Source organism: Leptolyngbya sp. FACHB-8, assembly GCF_014695575.1.
Classification (GTDB): Bacteria; Cyanobacteriota; Cyanobacteriia; order Elainellales; family Elainellaceae; genus Vacuolonema.
This window is the reverse complement of sequence record NZ_JACJOO010000080.1, coordinates 17,378-37,195: the sequence shown is the minus strand read 5'-3', so window position 1 is coordinate 37,195 and position 19,818 is coordinate 17,378. Positions and strand designations below refer to the sequence as shown.

10 protein-coding genes are annotated in these 19,818 nt (G+C 51.4%); 6 read left to right on the top strand and 4 right to left on the bottom strand.

Annotation, left to right across the window (positions count from 1 at the left end):
- Positions 1-837 precede the first annotated feature (837 nt).
- Positions 838-1,608 carry an RNA polymerase sigma factor SigF gene (locus H6F91_RS22820; RefSeq protein ID WP_190775532.1) on the top strand — a complete coding sequence of 257 codons (771 nt, stop codon included), beginning with the start codon at positions 838-840 and terminating at the stop codon, positions 1,606-1,608.
- A 729-nt stretch (positions 1,609-2,337) separates the two neighbouring features.
- A complete protein-coding gene (locus H6F91_RS22815; protein WP_190775533.1) occupies positions 2,338-3,294 on the top strand; it encodes an RNA polymerase sigma factor, RpoD/SigA family in 957 nt (318 codons plus the stop codon).
- A gap of 366 nt (positions 3,295-3,660) precedes the next feature.
- Here the strand turns inward: H6F91_RS22815 and H6F91_RS22810 are convergent, their stop codons facing one another.
- The 4 genes from H6F91_RS22810 to H6F91_RS22795 all read right to left on the bottom strand — a co-directional run bounded on the left by H6F91_RS22810 (position 3,661) and on the right by H6F91_RS22795 (position 11,153).
- Positions 3,661-6,933, bottom strand: coding sequence for a GAF domain-containing protein (locus H6F91_RS22810; protein WP_199308004.1), 3,273 nt, complete (start codon positions 6,931-6,933; stop codon positions 3,661-3,663).
- A gap of 240 nt (positions 6,934-7,173) precedes the next feature.
- A complete protein-coding gene (locus tag H6F91_RS22805) occupies positions 7,174-8,511 on the bottom strand; it encodes an ATP-binding protein (protein ID WP_190775534.1) in 1,338 nt (445 codons plus the stop codon).
- 467 nt (positions 8,512-8,978) lie between these two features.
- Positions 8,979-10,046 (bottom strand): ring-opening amidohydrolase, encoded by a 1,068-nt coding sequence (locus tag H6F91_RS22800; RefSeq protein ID WP_190775535.1) that lies wholly within the window; start codon positions 10,044-10,046, stop codon positions 8,979-8,981.
- Positions 10,047-10,298: 252 nt separating this feature from the next.
- Positions 10,299-11,153 (bottom strand): DMT family transporter, encoded by an 855-nt coding sequence (locus H6F91_RS22795; protein WP_190775536.1) that lies wholly within the window; start codon positions 11,151-11,153, stop codon positions 10,299-10,301.
- A gap of 235 nt (positions 11,154-11,388) precedes the next feature.
- On the opposite strand from H6F91_RS22795, the gene H6F91_RS22790 reads away from it, so the two are divergent.
- From H6F91_RS22790 to H6F91_RS22775, 4 genes are all read left to right on the top strand, one after another.
- Positions 11,389-12,303, top strand: a complete 915-nt coding sequence (locus H6F91_RS22790; protein ID WP_190775537.1) for a LysR substrate-binding domain-containing protein — start codon at positions 11,389-11,391, stop codon at positions 12,301-12,303.
- Positions 12,304-12,601: 298 nt separating this feature from the next.
- Positions 12,602-15,913: a PAS domain S-box protein gene (locus H6F91_RS22785; RefSeq protein ID WP_190775538.1), complete on the top strand. Its 3,312-nt coding sequence runs from the start codon at positions 12,602-12,604 to the stop codon at positions 15,911-15,913.
- Positions 15,888-17,303 carry an ABC transporter substrate-binding protein gene (locus tag H6F91_RS22780; RefSeq protein ID WP_190775539.1) on the top strand — a complete coding sequence of 472 codons (1,416 nt, stop codon included), beginning with the start codon at positions 15,888-15,890 and terminating at the stop codon, positions 17,301-17,303. Before H6F91_RS22785 ends, H6F91_RS22780 begins: the two co-directional genes overlap by 26 nt.
- A complete protein-coding gene (locus H6F91_RS22775) occupies positions 17,300-19,786 on the top strand; it encodes a hybrid sensor histidine kinase/response regulator (RefSeq protein WP_190775540.1) in 2,487 nt (828 codons plus the stop codon). Before H6F91_RS22780 ends, H6F91_RS22775 begins: the two co-directional genes overlap by 4 nt.
- Positions 19,787-19,818 lie beyond the last annotated feature (32 nt).

The following is a 19,818-nucleotide window of genomic DNA, read 5'->3' as shown; positions in this document are numbered from 1 at the left end:
GTGAGGGGTATAGAGCCCCCTTCCCCTTTCACCACATCCATCCACCTGCTTGAAACATGACTGATGAGGCGAGAGAGAAATTTTACATTTCCTTCACAAAGAAATGGATCTCATGTCATTTCTATAAAGTTCAAGCGAGAAATATCCCATCAAAAACCAGAAGGTTTTAAGTAGAAATGGGAGGAATTTGAGATATAAAAGGGAAATTCATGAAATAATGTCGGGAGCTCAGTACAACCACCGCCACTAGCGCAACAAATGATAAAATCCTTTGTTTGAAAACCGACCAATGTTTTATGAGCAATACACTTCCGTTGAGTTCACAAAATAAAGGCTGTTTTCTGTGCCCCTGGGCCGTACCCCCTAGCCTTTTCTCATGAAATAGAGCCGAATCTCGTCAATCTAAAACCGGAAAAAAATTAATATCTTTAGAAACTTCCAATAAATAATGATTAAATATTCAATTTGTCCAAAAGTTTGCTGTTTTTTTTAAGAATGTAACGGATTTGTCCGTAAGATTGGTGAGCATAAGGGGTTCCCGCTGAGCGATTGTGTTCAGATTCTGCCGACGCTGTTTCCATTTCTTTCGAATACCTCTGTTTTGCAATGATTTCACGGTCTCTATTAGCAAATGGGTGGTTCCGTAAAAATGCCGTTGATGAACAGTGGAGTCCCAGAATAGGTTTAATTAGCGTCTTCTATTTACCAAATGAGAGCCTGTTTTCCTCACGGATCTCGAGCCTCTAGCACTGAACTCCTTGTCCTAAATTCCCCCGAATATTCGTACAAGAATTCAGTGGTCTTTGTGTTGTCACCTGAACCTACCTGAAACTCGTCATGTCTATTCCAGTCACCAACGAACTTAAAAGCGAGACTCTAGAACTGTTGCGGGAGTACCAGAACAATCCCACTCCCCTCATTCGCAATCAACTGGTGAAACTAAATTTTGGCCTGGTTCGCAAGGAGGCCCACCATTGGGTTAACCAGTGCACAGAAAGTTACGAGGATCTAATCCAGGTTGGTAGTATGGGGCTAATTCGAGCCATCGAGCGGTTCGATATGGGCAAGGGCCACGCCTTTAGTTCCTTTGCAATTCCCTACATTCGCGGTGAAATTCAGCACTACTTGCGCGACAAGGGGTCTGCTGTTCGCATTCCTCGTCGTTGGCAAGCTCTACAGCATCAGGCTGCTGCTGTAACCCGCGAAATGCAGACTCAACTGCGCCGCCAACCCACCGATACAGAATTGGCAACAGCTCTGGAAATCTCTATTGAAGAGTGGCAGCAAATCAAGCTGGCCTACCGAAATCGCGCTCCGCTGAGTCTTGATGCTCCCATGCGTGATGAAGAGGATAGCTCTACCAGCCTGGGTGAGCTTCTGCCTGACCCCCAATACCGCAGCTTCCAATTGGCTCAGGAAGACCAAATTCGCTTACAGCAAGCGCTGGTTCAACTAGAGAAGCGCACTCGCGACGTACTAGAGTTCGTCTTTCTGCACGACTTGACCCAAAAGGAAACGGCAGAGCGCCTTGGGATTAGCGCGGTAACCGTATCTCGGCGCGTTAAGAAAGGACTGAAGCTGCTGAAGAAGTCAATGCACGCAGTTTAAGGCTCGATCGCTCTCAGGTAACCTATGAGGACGAGGGTTCACGGGACATTGTAAATTCGTGTAGTGGTACTACCTATCTATTTATTAATAAAAGAGAGTGGGAGCCTTGCTCTCACTCTCTTTTTGTCTAAAGCCCGTGGTTGATAGGGTTTTCCCCTTTAAAGTAGAGCCTGCCCACCACTCACGGCTTAGGCTAAAAGGTACTGGTCTGAGACAGCCAGAAAGGCTCAGAATGACAGGACAACCCAGGAATCCTTAGAAGTGTCTCTAGCATGGCAGGGAGATTTGATGAGGATGAAACTTTATTCTTTCTCCTCTGACAATCTTAAATTTGTTGTGGTAGATGCATTCAATTTCGTTTTTTACCAGTAGCTTAGAACTAATCCAAGCCCGACTGGTATATCTCTCCCTCATAGGGGGGATAAGCAAAAACTTAATAAATGTTACAATCTTTAATATTCACGAGGCCGGTGTCTCATTTTTGGAATCCATAAAAGATCCTGTTTATCCGCACCCATATTGTGTGTTGCTGGAGAGCAGTATTGAAATTTAGGGATCCAGTTCGATTTTGCGGAGAAAGGGCATAGGCATCTTCTAATCACGTCCGTAATTTTCTAGAGGATTGTATCGCTCAGTCTCTCAGTGCAAGGACTCTTGCATGGACATCACTCTAGCCTTTTAATTATTAGTACAATTGTTCTAACCTCACACGGAAGCGAGGTTTTCGCCATGAAAACATCCCAAGGTTCTACAGATCCAGTACGGGCTTACCTCCGAGAGATTGGGCGGGTGCCACTTTTAACCCATGAACAAGAGATTATTTATGGAAAACAGGTGCGCCGCCTGGGGCTGCTGCATGAACTCCGGGAAGATATGACTTCCGAGTTGGGCTATGAGCCTGATTTACCGGAGTGGGCTCAACGGGCTCAAATCTCCCTGGAGGATTTGGAGCAGGTGATCGCTGAAGGGGAACGTGCCAAACGGAAGATGGTAGAAGCCAATCTACGGCTTGTCGTTTCCGTTGCGAAAAAATACATTAAACGTAATGTGGATCTTCTTGACTTAATTCAGGAAGGTACTATCGGAATGCAGCGTGGTGTTGAAAAGTTTGACCCCTCCAAGGGTTATCGCTTCTCAACCTATGCCTACTGGTGGATTCGGCAGGCTATTACTCGGGCGATCGCCGAAAAGAGCCGTACCATTCGGCTCCCCATCCACATTACTGAGAAACTTAACAAAATCAAAAAGGCTCAACGGCAACTCGCTCAGAAACTGGGTCGCGCTGCTACCATGTCTGAACTAGCAGACGAACTAGAGTTATCGGTGAAGCAGGTGCGGGAGTACCTGGAGAAATCTCGTCTGCCCCTCTCCCTCGATCTGCGCGTAGGCGACAACCAGGATACAGAACTGGGTGAGCTTCTGGAGGACACCGGCCCATCCCCTGAAGATTTTGCCTCCCAAATCTCTCTTCGGGGCGAATTGGAAATCTTGATGGAAGACCTGACGCCTCAGCAGCGGGAAGTGCTATCCCTCCGGTTTGGTCTGGAAGATGGCCGTTCTTTAACGCTGGCAAAGATTGGCGATCGCCTCAATATTAGCCGGGAACGAGTTCGCCAGATTGAACGGGAAGCCCTTAACAAGCTGCGTAAGCGTCGGGCCGATATTCGTGAGTATCTAGCTAGCTAGGTCATCTCAAATTCGGCTGAACAAACTGTATTAAAGAATGGAGCGGCGCCTAACACCGCTCCATTCTTTATTCAAATGCTATCTATGGCACTACATACTTAGAGCCAACTAATTGGCCCAATTCTTAGTTCACCCCACCGATTCTGACGGTCCCCAATCTGCCTAGTAGGCTGCGGCCTAAGTTTGCAACCTATGTTTTTGTGTAGGGTGCTTCGCACCCTACACAAAAACATAGGTGATGGATTTCCGCCTCAGCGTACTAGTGGGATGTAGCGGGCAAAGCCCGCTACATCCCACTAGGCAGATTGGGTGTGGGGAAGTACTAGATTGCACCCGGTAGGGAGCAATGCGTCCTACTTTTTATCTTCAACAGCGAATGGGAGTTTCTACGATATCTGGCTGTTGAGTCGGAATGCGAACAATGAACTCGGTGCCTTGGCCTGGTTCGGATCGGCATTCTAAGCTGCCATTATGCTTCTGGACAACGATTTGGTAGCTGATGGAAAGGCCAAGACCCGTACCTTTGCCCACAGGTTTAGTCGTGAAGAAGGGATCAAACAGGCGATCGCGCGTCTCAGCATTCATACCTGGCCCGTTATCGCGAATGTAAACGGTAACCGTGCCGGGCTGAATCTCCTTAGCTCCGTTCCAGGAGGAGGGTTTGGTGGAGTCCTCCTGCGGGGTGAACTCAGTGCGAACGCTGATGATGCGGGGTTCGCCGTAGTTTTCCAGGGCATCGATGGCGTTGGCAAAGATATTCATGAATACCTGGTTGAGCTGCCCGGCATAGCACTCCACCAGAGGTAGGTGACCATATTCTTTAATGAGCTGAATGACACCCCCATCAGGGCAGGTCTTCATGCGGTTTTGCAGAATCAGTAGAGTGCTGTTAATCCCTTCGTGGACGTCCACCGGCTTCTTCTCGGCTTCGTCTAGCCGGGAGAAGTTGCGGAGGGATAGGACAATTTGGCGAATGCGATCGGCTCCGATCTTCATGGAAGACATCAGCTTAGGCAGGTCATCACTGACAAAATCGATATCGATGGCCTGGAGTGCTGACTGAATTTCTGAGGTAGGGGAGGGGTTGTGCTCCTGGTAGAGGCGCAGCAGGTGTAGCAAATCTTTGGTGTAGTTGTTGGCATGCACGAGGTTGCCATTGATGAAATTGACGGGGTTATTGATCTCATGGGCAATGCCAGCCACCATCTGGCCCAAACTGGACATTTTCTCTGTTTGGATCAGCTGGGCCTGGGTTTGTTGCAAGTTTTGTAAGGCTTCACTGAGCTGTTGAGCCTGTGTCTCTGCCGCACTGGCAGCGGCACGGCTCTTAGAGTAAAGCTCAGCCTGGTCGATGGCGATCGCCACCTGATCCGCTACTGCCTTCAATAACTCAATTTCACTGTCACTCCACAACCGAACATAGCCATGGCTACAGACAATTGCACCTAAACGTCCCGAGCGTGTCTCCAGGGGAATCATGATTTGGGCCAGCGCATCCATATGCTCCAACACCTCCTGTAGTTCAGGATCACGGTGTTCGGCCTCCTGGGTCAGATTGTCGACCCGCACCATCTCGAGATTGAGAATACGGCGGGCAAGAATGGCGGCCTGAGGCTCAGGGTAATCCCCCCGAAAACTGGGCAGTTTAGGATCCCGCGCCTCATGGGTAATCACCAGGGTAGGTGCATCCTGGCTGGGCCAGCACCAGAGGAAATGACAGCGATCGATCTGCAACAACGACCAGATCTCATTGACAGTCGTTTCCAGAATTTCATCCAGGTTCAGAGAATCCCGAATCTGGCTGGCTAGCCGGAACAATAGCGCTTCTCGACGGCTCATCAGCTCGGCGCGAGCCAGGGTGCGATCAATGGCAACTGCAATATTGTTTGCTACCAGGCCGAGAGTTTTGCGGACTGCCTGGGACATGGGTTTGCAATCGAACAGAGCCATGACGCCAAGTAGGCGATCTTCCACAATGAGCGGATAACCCGTGAAGCTTTGAAGCTGCTCCCGTTCCAACCAATCCTTTGCGCCAATGCAGACATCATTCGTTACAGTGTCAGTAAAGTAGGGCTGGTGGCTCTGCGCAATGAAACCAACGATGGAAATCCCCAGGGGAATGCGAGAGCTAAACTCCTTCGGCTGGCTATGATGCCCGGCAACGGCTTGAAGCTCGAGCAAGCGGGTGTCAGGGTTCAGCGTCCACAACCGTACGAAGGGAACATGCAGATAGCGCACCATCAGATTCGCGCAAGAGGTTAGCAGTTCATTCACAACTCCACCATGGGAGAGGACGCCACCCATTTCCGCTCCCAGCTCAGCCAGGTGCGATCGCTCTTTCAGCTCGTCTTCGGTATGCTTGCGCTCGGTAATATCCGTGGCAATGGCAATGTAATACTCAGGAACACCCTGGTCATTGGGAACCGGAACAATCGTGGTCTCCATCCAAAACAACAAATTGGTTTTGGTACGGTTACAGATTTCACCGTGCCAACTGTGCCCTGAGGTGATGGTTTTCCAGAGATCTTGAAAAAATTCGGGGGGATGATAGCCCGAGTTGATGCGGCGATGGGTCTGGCCGATCAGCTCGTCGCGCGTATACCAGGAGACTTCGCAGAAGCGATCGTTCACATAAGTAATCGTGCCGTCCCGGTCTGTCATCGACACGACACAGTGCTGGTTTTGGGCAGCAATCAGAGCGGCGGTGGTAGTGGCATCGGTTTCGGATTGGGGGCCGGGGAGATGCCCCAGATGGGTATGGGGGGTGGCAGAGAGGTAGATCAGCGATCGCCCCGATAGCGCTGTCAGGTTCCAATCTACCCGGCTATAAGTCCCATCCGTATGGCGGCAGCGACTCTCTACAGTGACTTGATGATTGCCACCGATCACCTTCTGGATCTGCTTCAGCACCTTCTCGCGATCATGAGGGTGAATGAAGTCTAGAAATGGCTTCGCCATTAACTCGGCGTTGCTAAACCCTAAAGATCTGCGCCAGCTTGGATTCAGGTTCTTCAGATAACCGTCAAAACCCAGTAGGCCAACCAGATCTGACGTGAGATTGTGAAAAAGTTTCTGATCGGCTTCGATTTGATGGTGACGGGCAATGGTTTCTGTGAGAACGACAGTCCGTCGCCGCAGTTCTAACTGAGATATCACCTGCCGGGCCAGAGCTTGCAAGCTCATCACCTGACTGGCCGTGAACATGCGGGGTAGCCAATCCATCACGGCCAACACCCCCAGGGATACCCCGCCCGGACTGACCAGTGGCACCCCACTGTAGGCCCGAATGGGCGAATTGGCGGCGGTCACAATGCCGTCGTCAGAGAAGCGCACATCGGTGCGGGTGTCGGGCACCACCAGCCCTTCTGCTTGTCGCAGGGTAGTGGTAAATAGCGAGAGGTCTTGCAGGGATGTGGTGGGTTCGTTCCACCCGACAACCGCTTTAAACCAGTAGCGTTGATTGGGTTGGGAGCCTGATTCCCCCCGGCAAAAGGCAATAAGCGCCACCGGCGATTGGCAAATTTGGGCCGCCATGGCGGCCAGATCATCAAAAGCGGTTTCCGATTCGGTGTCAAGGATGTGGTATTGACGCAAAATATCGGCCCTGACCGCATCGTCCTCAGGAAACTGAACTGGCATGATATGAGGGTTCGAGTGGGAGTAGAGATGCACCGGGAGATTTTGCACAATCTGTAGAAACAGCCCTGGTAGACCTTTGGATCACTTTATCCAAAGGACAAAAAATTCAACGAATCACTCTGTAGAATGCCCAATTTTATGCTCACAATAGAAACGATTGGGGGCAGTTTTAGTGGCTGAAACCTTGAATAATAGGAATTTTCATCAGTTTTCTCCTCTAGTAAGACACGCCCATAGGATTTAGCGTAACAAGGGTGCAGCACCTCCCGACTGAATAGCCAATTCGGCCTGGAGGAAGTCGACGAACTGTCGGGCTGTACGCCCCGATCGCCCGTTATGGCGTGTAGCCCACTGCAATGCCCGAAACTCCAGCTCTTTTGCCTCAAGAGTAACTCCTGAACGTTGAGCGAGATGACGCACAATAGCCAGATAAGTGTCCTGGTTGGCGGGTTCAAAGGTAAGAGTGAGGCCAAATCGATCGCTGAACGATAATTTTTCTTGCACCGTATCCCAGGCATGCACCTCGTCGGCATCGCTAGGCCGGGGGCGATCGCCCATAAACTCCCGAATCAAGTGCCGACGATTGGACGTAGCATACACCACGATGTTTTGAGGCCGAGCAGTGGCGTTACCCTCCAACACGACTTTGAGAGCCTTAAATGCATCGTCATCCTCTTCAAATGACAAATCGTCTACAAAAACAATAAACTTCTGGGGCTGCTCTCGCAGGCAATCCACAATGGTTACTAAGTCTCTCAGTTCAGAACGGGATACTTCTACAAGACGAAGGCCGCGATCGCCATATTGATTTAGCAGAGCCTTAACCATAGAGGACTTGCCCGAACCACGACTGCCATACAGCAAGACATGCAGGGCAGGGTAACCCGCCAGCAGGGCTTCTGTATTCTGAAGTAACATCTGGCGAGGCAGGTCATAGCCGACCAATGCTTCCAGGGAAATCGGATCAGGATGGGCAATACCAAACAAGTCTCCCCCCTGCCAGCGGAAAGCTCGATAGCGGACAAACTGCCCGACCCCTACCCGCTGATGGTAGGTGATCAGGTCTTCAATGGCATTGCCCCAGTCTGCATGTTGCAGAAGTTGGGTGGCGATCGCCTGCTCCGAGTGACTCCCCTCTCCCGAAACCGGATCCCAAATTGGGGGTGCCGTCGGTAGGCCTGCAGCATTTTGTACCCACTCAGCCACCTGAGGCCCCGTTACTCGATACAGACTCTGGAGTAGCCGCAAATCGTGCTGAGCTGCATGGGTGAGAGAAGCTGGCAAATCTGTTAGAGCCTTTTGGGCTTGCCGTGTAAAGGGATTGTCGTTTGTCAAGAGCTGCTCTAGCACGTAAGCCGACCAGGTTTGCTGGCGATCGGCCAGGGCACTAAACCAGACGCCATAAGCTCGTAGCACATCCAGGTGAGACCCATCTCTGCCGTTACCACCGCTGCCTAACGTCTGTAATAAGGCTAAAAATGTGCGCCCAGGTAGCTCCAAGCCGACACTCTGATATAGCACCAGAGAGGCCATCTGCTGTTGCAAAGTCTGAACCTGGCGAAGCAAGTGTAACTCCATAACTCCGTTGCACTCAATCAATTAAAGGTGTTTTAGAATGTGAGCCGAGTTAGAGGACAAATCCCAAAACAATTTATTATGGGCACGACTCTGAACATTTTTCCTGTAACCCTTGATTCTGCATGCGCTTTGTATGGCCAAAATCAGGGGGTTTAGAAAAAATATCGATCACAAGTAAATGTCAGTTTTTTTCGCATTGTAGCTACTGCTATACCATAGAGAATGGTGATGGGTGACTTGCGGCACTGGGGAGCGTTCGTAAGGCTGCCCATCGCTTCCACCGTTAAGCTACAGCTTTTTCTTTAAACCTTATGTTGAGATGGCTAGTACGCTGAGGCGGAAATCCATCACCTATGTTTTTGTGTAGGGTGCTTCGCACCCTACACAAAAACATAGGTTGCGAACTTAGGCCGCAGCCTACTAGCAGGATCACTTCGTGCTGCCATCCATCTCAACACCCTACAGGCTCAATTCCGTTTACAAATGACTGCGATGGGACCACCTCCAGGGGGGCCTTGGTGCTCGCTACCTCCAGAAATATAAATCATGGGATCTTGTACCACAGAGGCGACAACGGCTCCTACAACAGCCCGAGCCATACGAGTATGGCTAATGTCAGAGTCATCCAACATGGTGTGACGGCATCCCAAGATTTCTCCTGATGGAGCCGCTTCGGCTTTCGCCAGTACGGTGAAGACGCTGGCCACATCTGAACCCTGCTCGTCGCTTAAGTGTTGGGGGATAGCCTGTTTGACCGCAGCCGTATCTAAGGCATGGGTCATGACACTATGGCCAATGACATAATCGCTATGGCTTGCAGGAGAATTACCCAACACCAGAATTTCGCAGTTGCGGAGTTCGACTCCGGCCGACGTTGAAGCTACTGATGAGTAAAGCTGGTAGTTGTGGCAAATATCTGCCTCCGTGAGCTGATCGGCATTGATTTCTCCCAGGGCCAGAGCCACACCCAACGCCGAAGCTCCACGGGAGTAAGCCATCGATTTGTAGCTGTCTTGAGTGATGGGGGATTGCCCTTCGGTCTGACGTGAGGCTGTGATCAAAGGGCATTTGATTTGCACAAAGTGAACATCGGCAGGGGAAAGACCGGCATCGGCGATCGCCCCCCTCACCCCATCAGCCACCTCCCGCACCATCGCCAGCGTACCAATCTCATCTACTAAGAAATCACGTGTGTGGTGAATCCCTAATGCTAAGCCGGGATGCGGCTCACCCGTTAACCCCTCTTGTTGCCGCGTAAAGATGGTCAAATGTGGACTTAAAACCCCTTCCGTTCCACCCGACATCACAAACACGATGCGGTTAAGTTGTTCATTGGTTATGTGCGATCGCAAATACGATTTCAACGTTGCTACGGCAAACCCACGGGTAAAGTCATTCACACAACCGTTCCCTTCCGTTTTACCCATAATGGCAACGATATTTTGTGGATCCAATGTTTGATTTTGGATCAGTGCAATTAACTCTGTCAGGTCATCCGGTGCATTCTGAGGGACTTTAAAGACATCAACTTTCATTCCTCGTTCCTTCTCGTATGGATTTTAGCCACACAGCTTATATCATTAGTTCGGACAGTTTTTCTGAAACTTGATTTTGCGTGCGCGAAGCGCACGCAAAATCAAGTTTCAGAAAAACTGTCCAGAGTATTGTTATACGATCCCCGATTAAAGAAGCATACTATGCAGTGATGTGGCACGTTACGCTCCACCACTGCATAGTATGCTTCTTTAAGCATTCTAGGTTTGAGTGCAAGATGCAGTCAGCCCTGATTAATTGACATCGGGTTTGCGTTGGCTCCAGAGAGTTGCGGCAATGACCAAAGCGCCCCCTAGAAGCCCTCGGGGACCTAATGCCTCGCCCAACATCAAGAAGGCAAAGAGCGTGGCAAACACGGGTTCTAATGTGTAGATCAGGGCAGCTTCGTAGGAGGGAACCCAACGTTGGGCCAAGGCTTGCGTCCAAATAGGCGTGGCTGTAATGACCAACCCAGTGTATAGAAGCGTGCCGAAGTGGTGGGCGATCGCATCCATCTGTGTCAGGAGTTGGGGCAGTGCCCAAAGCGTGCCCAGCACCGCCATCACCGTGAGCTGCACAGCTACCAGAGGTAAGGTTGCATGACGCGGCGCAATCCGTTCTAACAACAGAATATAAACAGCTATCGCTACCGCGCATCCCAGGGTTACCACATCTCCCCAATTGAAGCCACCTCCTTCCCAGGACAACATGCCAACACCCGCCACCGCCACCGCCGCAGCCCCCAGCACATGGCTTGGCGGTCGCCGTCCTAATAGCAAACCAAAGAGAGGAACTAAAAATGCATTCAGACCGATAATAAAGGCTGAGCGGCTGGCTGGAATGACTTCCAGGGCAACCAATGAGAGCGCGCACTCGGCAAAGTAAATCGTGCCCAACAAGATGCCATCTCGCAGCAGGGACGGATTAACCTGCCGCAAACCGGGGAGAACGGCGATCGCAGCTAAGGAAAACCGCATAGCAATAATGGCGGCTGGAGACAAATCTGCCAGTATTCCTTTAAGCAAGGGGAAAGACGTTCCCCAGATAATGGTGGTGAGCAGCAGCAGCAGTAGCCCCTGGTAATACGGTTTTTGGCTCAGTGTGAGCATAGTAGTGCAGCCCAGATTGTTGTTCTAAGGTTCCCAAACCAAGAGAAGGGCCTCATGGCGAAGGCCATTCCACTTTGGGATAATCGATTCAATGGAAGGGTGAGTGCAGTGTTTGTTTATCGTGAAGGATTGTATCAATACCAACAAAAGGAGAAGTGCATCACGTCCATCAAGGAATTCGATAGATCATTTGCCCGCGGCCTGGCATGGTTTTGACATTCTGGGAGGCATTGCTGTGAATGACCATCGCCTGAACCCATTGAAGTTGTCACAACTTCAGGTGTTAATTGCTGTCGCTGATTCCGGTAGCTTCAGCGAAGCCGCATTACGGTTGCAAGTGTCGCAGTCGGCGGTGAGTTATGCGATCGCCACCCTGGAAGATGATCTGGGAGTTGTCCTACTCTCACGCGGTCGCTATGGAGCCCATGTCACTCCTGTAGGCCAGCAGGTCGTTGAGCGCGCGCGCCAGGTGATGTATTTGATGAATGACATTGTGAACCAGGCAAACCTAGCGAAAGGGTTGGATGGTGGCCAGTTGAGGATTTCGGCCTTTCGCAGTGCAGCAACCCATATTTTGCCAGATGTAATCGCACAGTTCTGTCAGCGGTATCCAGCGATCGCCATTCGCATTGCCGAATATGACGATCGCCCCGACGTAGAAACCGATTTGCGTCAGGGCCGTGCCGACATTGGCATTACCTATCTACCAACAGGTAGCGAATTTGAAACCTGGGAGCTGATGCGAGATGAGTTCGTCGTTCTACTGCCACCCGGCTTTGAGCTAACAAACCGACGGCTCGATTGGAGCGATGTTACCCGTTACCCGCTGATTATGGCCCCCGATGGAGATGGATGTGATGCGATGGTTTACGCTCACTGCGCCCACCATGGCATCAGCTTAGAAGCCACCTATAAAATTCGCTCGGATGCCACGATTGTGAATATGGTGGCCCGGGGCATTGGAGCGGCTATCAGCCCCCGACTGGCGGCAGAACCGATTCCAGCAGACGTAAAAGTCTACAGTCTGCCGGTTCCTCTATCGCGGATGATTAGTGTGGCGACTTTGTCGGATGCTTTGCTCACTCCAGCGGCCTATGCGTTTTTAGATTTACTCAAGCATCATCGGCAATACGAAGGCATTGCTGGGTAGGGTTGATTTCAAGATGAGAATTATAGTCTTCTATAGCAATGTGCAAGTGCGTTAAGTACAGCAACGGTGGTGTGGGGCACTTCGTGCCCCACACCACCGTACTTAATCAACGTGCACAGCGCTATAGACGTATGCATGGGTATGGTGAAAGGGGCACGAAGTGCCCCTTTCACCATACGTTTGGCACATGATCGTTTGATGCGTCAGCCGCATTCAAAACGATAATTCTCATAACGAATTGCCATCTTCTGAAATCCTCTATGGTATTCAAAGGCTGTAGGGTTTAGTTCGATGGTCCATGTCCCTAACCGAGGACACTCCGCCCCAGCCACCTCAACGGGAACGCTACCTCACTGCACTCCTGGAAGTGCAACAAATTTTGCTGGCGACCAAAGACAGCAACCCGTTCCCTGAGCTTCTGAAGGTTTTAGGGAAGGTGAGTGGGGCCAGTCGAGCCTATCTGTATGAGTACCAGCGTCAGGGCGATCTGCAGGGGAACGGTAAAGCCGGTCGCATTCCGAGGCTTTGGGCCCAGTGGTGCGCTCCCGGTATCTCCCCGCGCCAGGGTGACATGGAACCCCTAGAAGCGTGCTTTCCTGCGGGCATCGATCAGCTAGAACAGGGGCACCCATTAAATTTTCAACCCGGTACATTACCTGTCGCACAATACTTAGAACAGCTACAGATCAATGCATTACTCTACGTGCCCGTGCAGTTGGACGGAGGGCTATGGGGATGCCTCGGGCTGGATCAGTGTGGGTCTGAGTATTTCTGGGAAACGGCGGAGCTTGAGCTATTGCAGTCGGCGATCGCAGCAATCGTGCTCTGGAGTGAGCGGGAGCACACCGGCTTCCGTTTGCGCCAGAGTGAAGGCCGCTTGCGAATGATTGTAGAAAATGCGGCGATCGCCATTGTCACTTCTCACCCTGACGGTACTTTGCTGGACGCCAATCGGGCTTACCAAAACTTCTTGGGTTACAGTGCTGCTGAACTCAGAAATATGCATTACATAGATGTTACCTATCCCGAGGATGTGGCGCGGGATGTGGCGCTGACGCAGGAAATGATGGCGGGTAAGCAGGATGGGTATCAGCTTGAAAAACGTTATATCCGTAAGGATGGGCAGGTAGTCTGGGGGCGGTTAAATGTCTCGGCAGTGCGCGATCGCCAGGGCCAGGTGCAATATAACCTCGCAATTATTGAAGATATTAGCGCCCATAAACATGCAGAGGCCGCTTTACAGGAACGAGAAATTTTATTCCGATTAGTCTTTCAAAATTCGGCTGTGGGAATTGGGTTAATCAAACCGGATGGAACTGTTATTGCATACAACCCAGCATGCATGAAGTTATTAGGATACACAGAAGAAGAAATGTATGCGCTCAGCTTCTATGACTATACTCACCCTGATGATTTGATCTTAGATTTAGAACAGTATCGTGAATTACTAGCCGGTCGGATTGACGCTTATCAGATGGAAAAGCGTTACATTCGCAAAGATAAACAAATCATTTGGGTTCGACTGACCGTTTCAGCAATTCGTGATGCTCAGGGCCATACCGTTTTGACTTCGGGGTTGGTCGAAGACATTACCGAACATAAGCAGGCTGAAGCGGCTCTGCAAGAACGCACACGGCTTGCCATGCTAACCGCCGATGTCGGTCTAGCATTAACCCAGGGAAGCACTCTTCAAGAGATTTTGGGAAGCTGTGCCGAAGCACTGTTCCAGCATTTGGATGTCGCTTTTGCCCGTATCTGGACTAGACATGAACAAACGGGTCTGTTAGAGCTACAGGCCAGCGCTGGCTTGTATTGCTACCTGGATGGGAATCACAGCCGCATCGTCTCAAGCAGTACCAAAATTGGGTACATTGCAACCAGCCGCCAACCCTATATGACCAATGACTTGCTGCAAGATCCCCGGACCTCTGACAAAGCCTGGGTAGAACGGGAAGGAGTGGTTGCCTTTGCAGGATACCCCCTGATTGTGGAGGAGCAGGTGGTTGGGGTGATGGCCGTGTTTGCGAAGTATCCTCTACAGCCAGCCAGTCTGGAGGCGATGGGGGCGATCGCCCATGAAATTGCCCTGGGTATTCAGCGTAAACAGGGTGAAGAAGCCCTCCGTAGAGCCCTGGAAGCAGCAGAAATAGCCAACCGGGCGAAGAGCCAGTTTCTTTCTCACATGAGCCACGAGTTGCGCACCCCGCTCAACGTGATTCTCGGCTTCACCCAATTGCTTCTGCGGGGTCATGTCTCATCCCAACAACTCACCTACCTCGACACCATTAACCGCAGCGGTGAACACCTGCTGGCGCTGATCAATGATGTGCTGGAAATGTCAAAAATCGAGGCGGGTCAACTCACTCTCAACGAAACTGACTTCGATTTATATCACCTGCTGGACTGGCTCTACGCCATGCTATATCTCAAATCCAGCGCGAAAGGGCTGCAACTGAAGTTTGAGCGATCGCCCAACGTTCCCCCTTATATCCGGGGCGATCGCGGCAAACTGCTGCAAATCCTGATGAATCTTCTCACCAACGCCATCAAATTCACCTCTCGGGGTCAAGTTACCCTGCATGTTGAAGTCAATGGCTGGATAGGTACAGGGGCAGACGATTCCACTCGTCCACCCCATCCTATTACGCTGCGCTTCACCATCGAAGACACGGGTATTGGCATCCCGACCGAAGACTTCCCGCGCCTGTTTGACCCCTTTATGCAAAGCCATGCTGGGCAGGAAAGCCAGGAGGGAACTGGCTTGGGTTTAGCTATCAGTCAGCGCTTTGTCCGGCTGATGGGGGGGGAGATCACGGTTCAGAGCCAACTGGGGAAAGGGTCAGTCTTTGCCTTTGAGGTAGCCATGCATGCGGTTGCAGCCGCCACACGCGAATTGCAAAGTCTGAGCCAATGGGTTCAGGGGTTGGCTCCAGACCAACCGGCCTATCGCATCCTGGTGGCTGAGGACAAGAACCACAACCGTCAATTTTTAGTGGAGTTACTCACCTCAGTTGGGTTTGAGGTGCAGGCCGTAACTCAGGGGGAAGAGGCGATCGCCCACTGGCAGCACTGGCATCCCCACCTGATCTGGATGGATATCCGCATGCCTGTGATGGATGGGTACGAGGCGACTCGTCAAATTCGGGGTTTGGAGGCCGTGCAGGGGTGCGATCGCCCAACCACCATCATTGCCCTCACTGGCAGCGCCTTTGAGGAAGAGCGGCAGGTGGCGATTGCCCATGGCTGTGATGATTTCGTCCGTAAACCCGTTACCGCCGCCATCATTTTTGAAAAACTGACCCAATATCTCGGAGTTCATTACACCTATGCCAGCCCTAACGATATCCCAGACAACGCCCTCCACGTACTCGCGCCATCCCCCACCCTCGCCACAACCCTTCTCACGACCATGCCCCTTGCCTGGATCGAACAACTCCATCAGGCCGCCCTACAGGTCAATGCCAAAAAAATTCGCACTCTCATTCAGGAAATTCCAGCCGATTATCAGGACTTGACCCAACAACTCACGTATTTAATCGAGCACTTCCGCTTTGAAGACATTCTCAAGCTGACGCAAGGTTCCCATGCAAATTATTCATCCGATCATTAAACATTTCGTTGTCAAGAAGCCCTATAAATTCCTTTTAGCCAGTCTTTTGAGTTTCATCGTCATTGCTTGCACCCAAGCCCAACAGGTTGAGGTAACGCCTCAAGCCTCACCCTCCACGGCAGATGCCCCCCTGACCATCTGGTGGGAAAAGGGTTTCAACCTGGAAGAGGATGAGGCATTGCAGGCCGTTGTTGCCGACTGGGGGAAGAAAACAGGAAATCCCGTGGAATTAATTTTCCATACCACCGATGACTTTCCACAGAAAACCGAGCGCGCTTTGCAATCCGGCAACCCGCCCGATATTGTGATGAGCCACAATGCCGAGCGGGGACTGTACCCCAGACTCGGATGGGAAGGCAAGTTGGTCGATGTCACCGATGTGGTGGAGACGGTGCGATCGCTCTATCCTGACTCCATCATGGAGGCTGTGCAGTTCTACAACAATGCGGAGAAGAAGCGCAGCTACTACGCTGTTCCGTTTTCCCAATCCAGCAATTTTATTTCCTACTGGCGGGATATGGTGAAGCAAGCCGGTTACACCGATGCCGACATTCCTCAAGACTGGGATGGATTTTGGAATTTTTGGAAGGAACTGGGAGCGAAACTGCCTCAAGACCCCAAAACCTACGGATTGGGCTTCTCCTTCTCCGACAAAGCCGGAGATACGTATTACCTGTTTGAGCAGGTGTTGGAGGCCTATGATGTGCAGATTTTAACCCCTGATGGAGAGCTAAAAATTAGCGATCCAGCAGTGCAAGAGGGGATTTTGAACAGCCTGAAGTGGTACACGCAATTCTTCAAAGATGGAGTAGTACCACCCGACACGGTGAACTGGCTTAACCCTGATAACAACACGGTTTTTCTCAATCGTCAGGTGGCTATGACCCCAAACACATCGCTGACCATTCCAGCCACGGCACGGCAAGATCCGGAGGTGTATCAGAACAAGTTGGGTACGATGAGTTTCCCCTCGAAGCCCAACGGCAAGCCCATGCGGAACATTCTGACGATTAAGCAGGCCGTGATTTTCAAGGGCTCACGTCATGAGGCGATCGCCAAACAATTCCTCACCGACTTCGTCCAGCCCGCCACCATTAATAACTACCTGAAGGCAGCGGGACTGCGGAATATGCCCATCGCCAAACCCCTCTGGGATGACCCCTACTGGACAAACCCCAATGACCCCCACATTGCGGCTGGAGCCAAGGTGCTGACCTCGCCCAACACTCGCCCCTTCCCGTCGGTGTACCACCCCGCTTACAGTGTGGTGACGAAGGAGAACGTTTGGGGCAAGGCGATTCACCGGATTGTGGCGGATGGAGTCGCTCCGGAAAAAGCGGCTGAGGATGCGATCGCTGAAGTTCAAAAGATCTTTAATGAGTGGACATGATCAAACCGCTAAAATCGGCCATCCCAAACGGCGATAGCCCCCGCAATATCACCACTCGCGTCGCCAGCACCTTCCTATTGCTGTCGTTGTTAACAGTGGGCATTGTGGGTGGGGTGGCCTTTCTGCGGGCCAGGGATGCCTTGAAGCAGGCTGCTTTTAATCGGCTTAACGTCGCAGCCACTCTAAAGGAGGAAGAAATCACCCGCTGGTTTGAGGACCAACAACGAGACTTTTTCCTGATCACTCAGTTTCCCGATATCCAGTCCAACCTTAAAGTTCTGATCAATCCGCCCTCTCCCGAAACCCGACAATCTGCTGAGATTGCCCTGGGTAATTACCTCCAGGGTGTTGTCCGAATTAAACCGAATCTGTCGGAAATCTTTGTGCTGGATCGCACCAACCGCATTGTAGTTTCCAGCAATTTAGCCCGCAAGGGGCAGTACACGAATCTGGCCAGTGTGACGTATTTGAAGGAAGTAGCATCGGGCGATCGCTTTGCCCCCATCTTTTACGTCTCGCTGACCTCAGGCAAACCCACCGTGACCTTCGCAGCTCCCCTCAATGATCAAACCGGAAAGCGCCAGGGTGCAATTCTCGCCACCCTGAATCTCAATCAGGTTGATCAAATCGTTCGGGAACGGACGGGTTTAGGGGAAAGTGGCGAAAGCTATATGGTTGGGTCGCTGGTGAACGAGTTCAGTTTTATTTCGAAGGAATCGACCCCAGGGCAACAATTTAAGGGCGGAGTTAGCAGCCGGGGTATCGATACGGCGATGCAGGGTTTGAGTGGCTCAGGATTATACCAAAACTATGCCCAAGTGCCCGTCATTGGCGTATATCGCTGGCTGAATGACCAGGACATTGCCTTACTGGTCGAAATGCAGCAGGAAGAAGCCTTTGCTCCTGCCCGCCAACTGGCCGGGACAATCATTTTAGTAGGGCTGGTGTCTGTAGCGGGCCTTGCGGTTGGGGTACGTTGGCTGGCGCGGCAGTTACAGGAGTCACGAGAACAACTGGAACGCTACAGTCAACAACTGGAACAAAAAGCCGAAGAAGCCAATGCGGCAAACCGGGCTAAAAGCGAATTTTTAGCCAATATGAGTCATGAACTGCGAACACCCTTAAACGCAATTCTGGGCTTCACACAACTCATGACTCGGGATACTAGTATCAATGCCGTCCAACGAGATCAGTTGAATATCATTAACCGGAGTGGTGAACACCTGTTGACTTTAATTAATGATGTCTTAGAGATGTCAAAAATCGAAGCAGGGCAGGTCGCTTTGAATGAAGACAGCTTTAATTTAGGACAGCTTCTGATCACCCTTGAGGAAATGTTTCAACTGAAAGCGCGATCGAAAAAACTGAACCTGAGGTTTGAATGTGCGCCTAATGTACCACAACACATTAAAACCGACGAGGGAAAGTTGAGACAGGTGTTGATGAATTTGATTGGTAATGCCATCAAATTCACAGAAACAGGCTATGTGGCCGTGCGAGTGCGAAGAGCCCCAAACCCCGTTAGCCTCGATCCTCCTATCGACACCTTACTCTTCGAGATTGAGGACAGCGGCCCCGGCATTGCCAATCATGAAATCAAATACTTGTTTGAGCCCTTCGCCCAGACAGAAACCGGGCGAACATCCCGGCAGGGCACTGGATTAGGGTTACCCATTAGCCAGAAATTTGTGCAATGGATGGGCGGCGATATTCGTGTGAGTAGCGTACCAGGTCGCGGCAGTTTGTTCGCCTTTACCACTCCAGTACAGTTGGTTGATGCAGCAGAGGTGGTTGAAGTGCGATCGCTTCCCCCCGTCGTTGCCCTCGCCCCCAACCAGCCCAAATACCGCCTCCTGATTGTGGAAGACCGCTGGGAGAACCGCCAGTTATTGCTCAATTTGTTGGTACCCATGGGGTTTGAGCTGCAAGAAGCAGAAAATGGGAAGGAGGCGATCGCCCTCTGGCAAACCTGGCACCCACACCTGATCTGGATGGATATGCGAATGCCCATCATGGACGGCTATGAAGCGACTCGTCAAATCCGCACCCAGGAAGCAGCCCAAAAACTTACCACCCCCACCAAAATCATCGCCCTCACTGCCAGCGCCTTCGAAGAAGCCCGCTCCGTCATCCTGGCAGCCGGTTGCGATGACTTTGTGCGCAAACCCTTCCAGGTACACCAGATTTTCGAGAAGCTGGCAGAGCATCTGGGCGTTCAATATGTGTATGGGGAACCAACCGTTGCAGAACCTGTCGCCGCTCCTCAAGACGCGGTTGCAGCAGAACCGATTACCCTCGACACCATGCCCTCTAACTGGATTGAAGAACTGCGACAGGCGGCTACTAAGGTCAACGCTAAACAAGTTCTACAACTGGTACAGCAAATTCCACCAGAACATGCCGAGTTAGCACAAACGCTCACTCAACTGGTTGATCGCTTCCAGTTTGAGGACATCGTTATGCTGACCCAAACGGCCAAGTAAAAGAATAGGTTGGGGCAAAGCCTCAACCTATT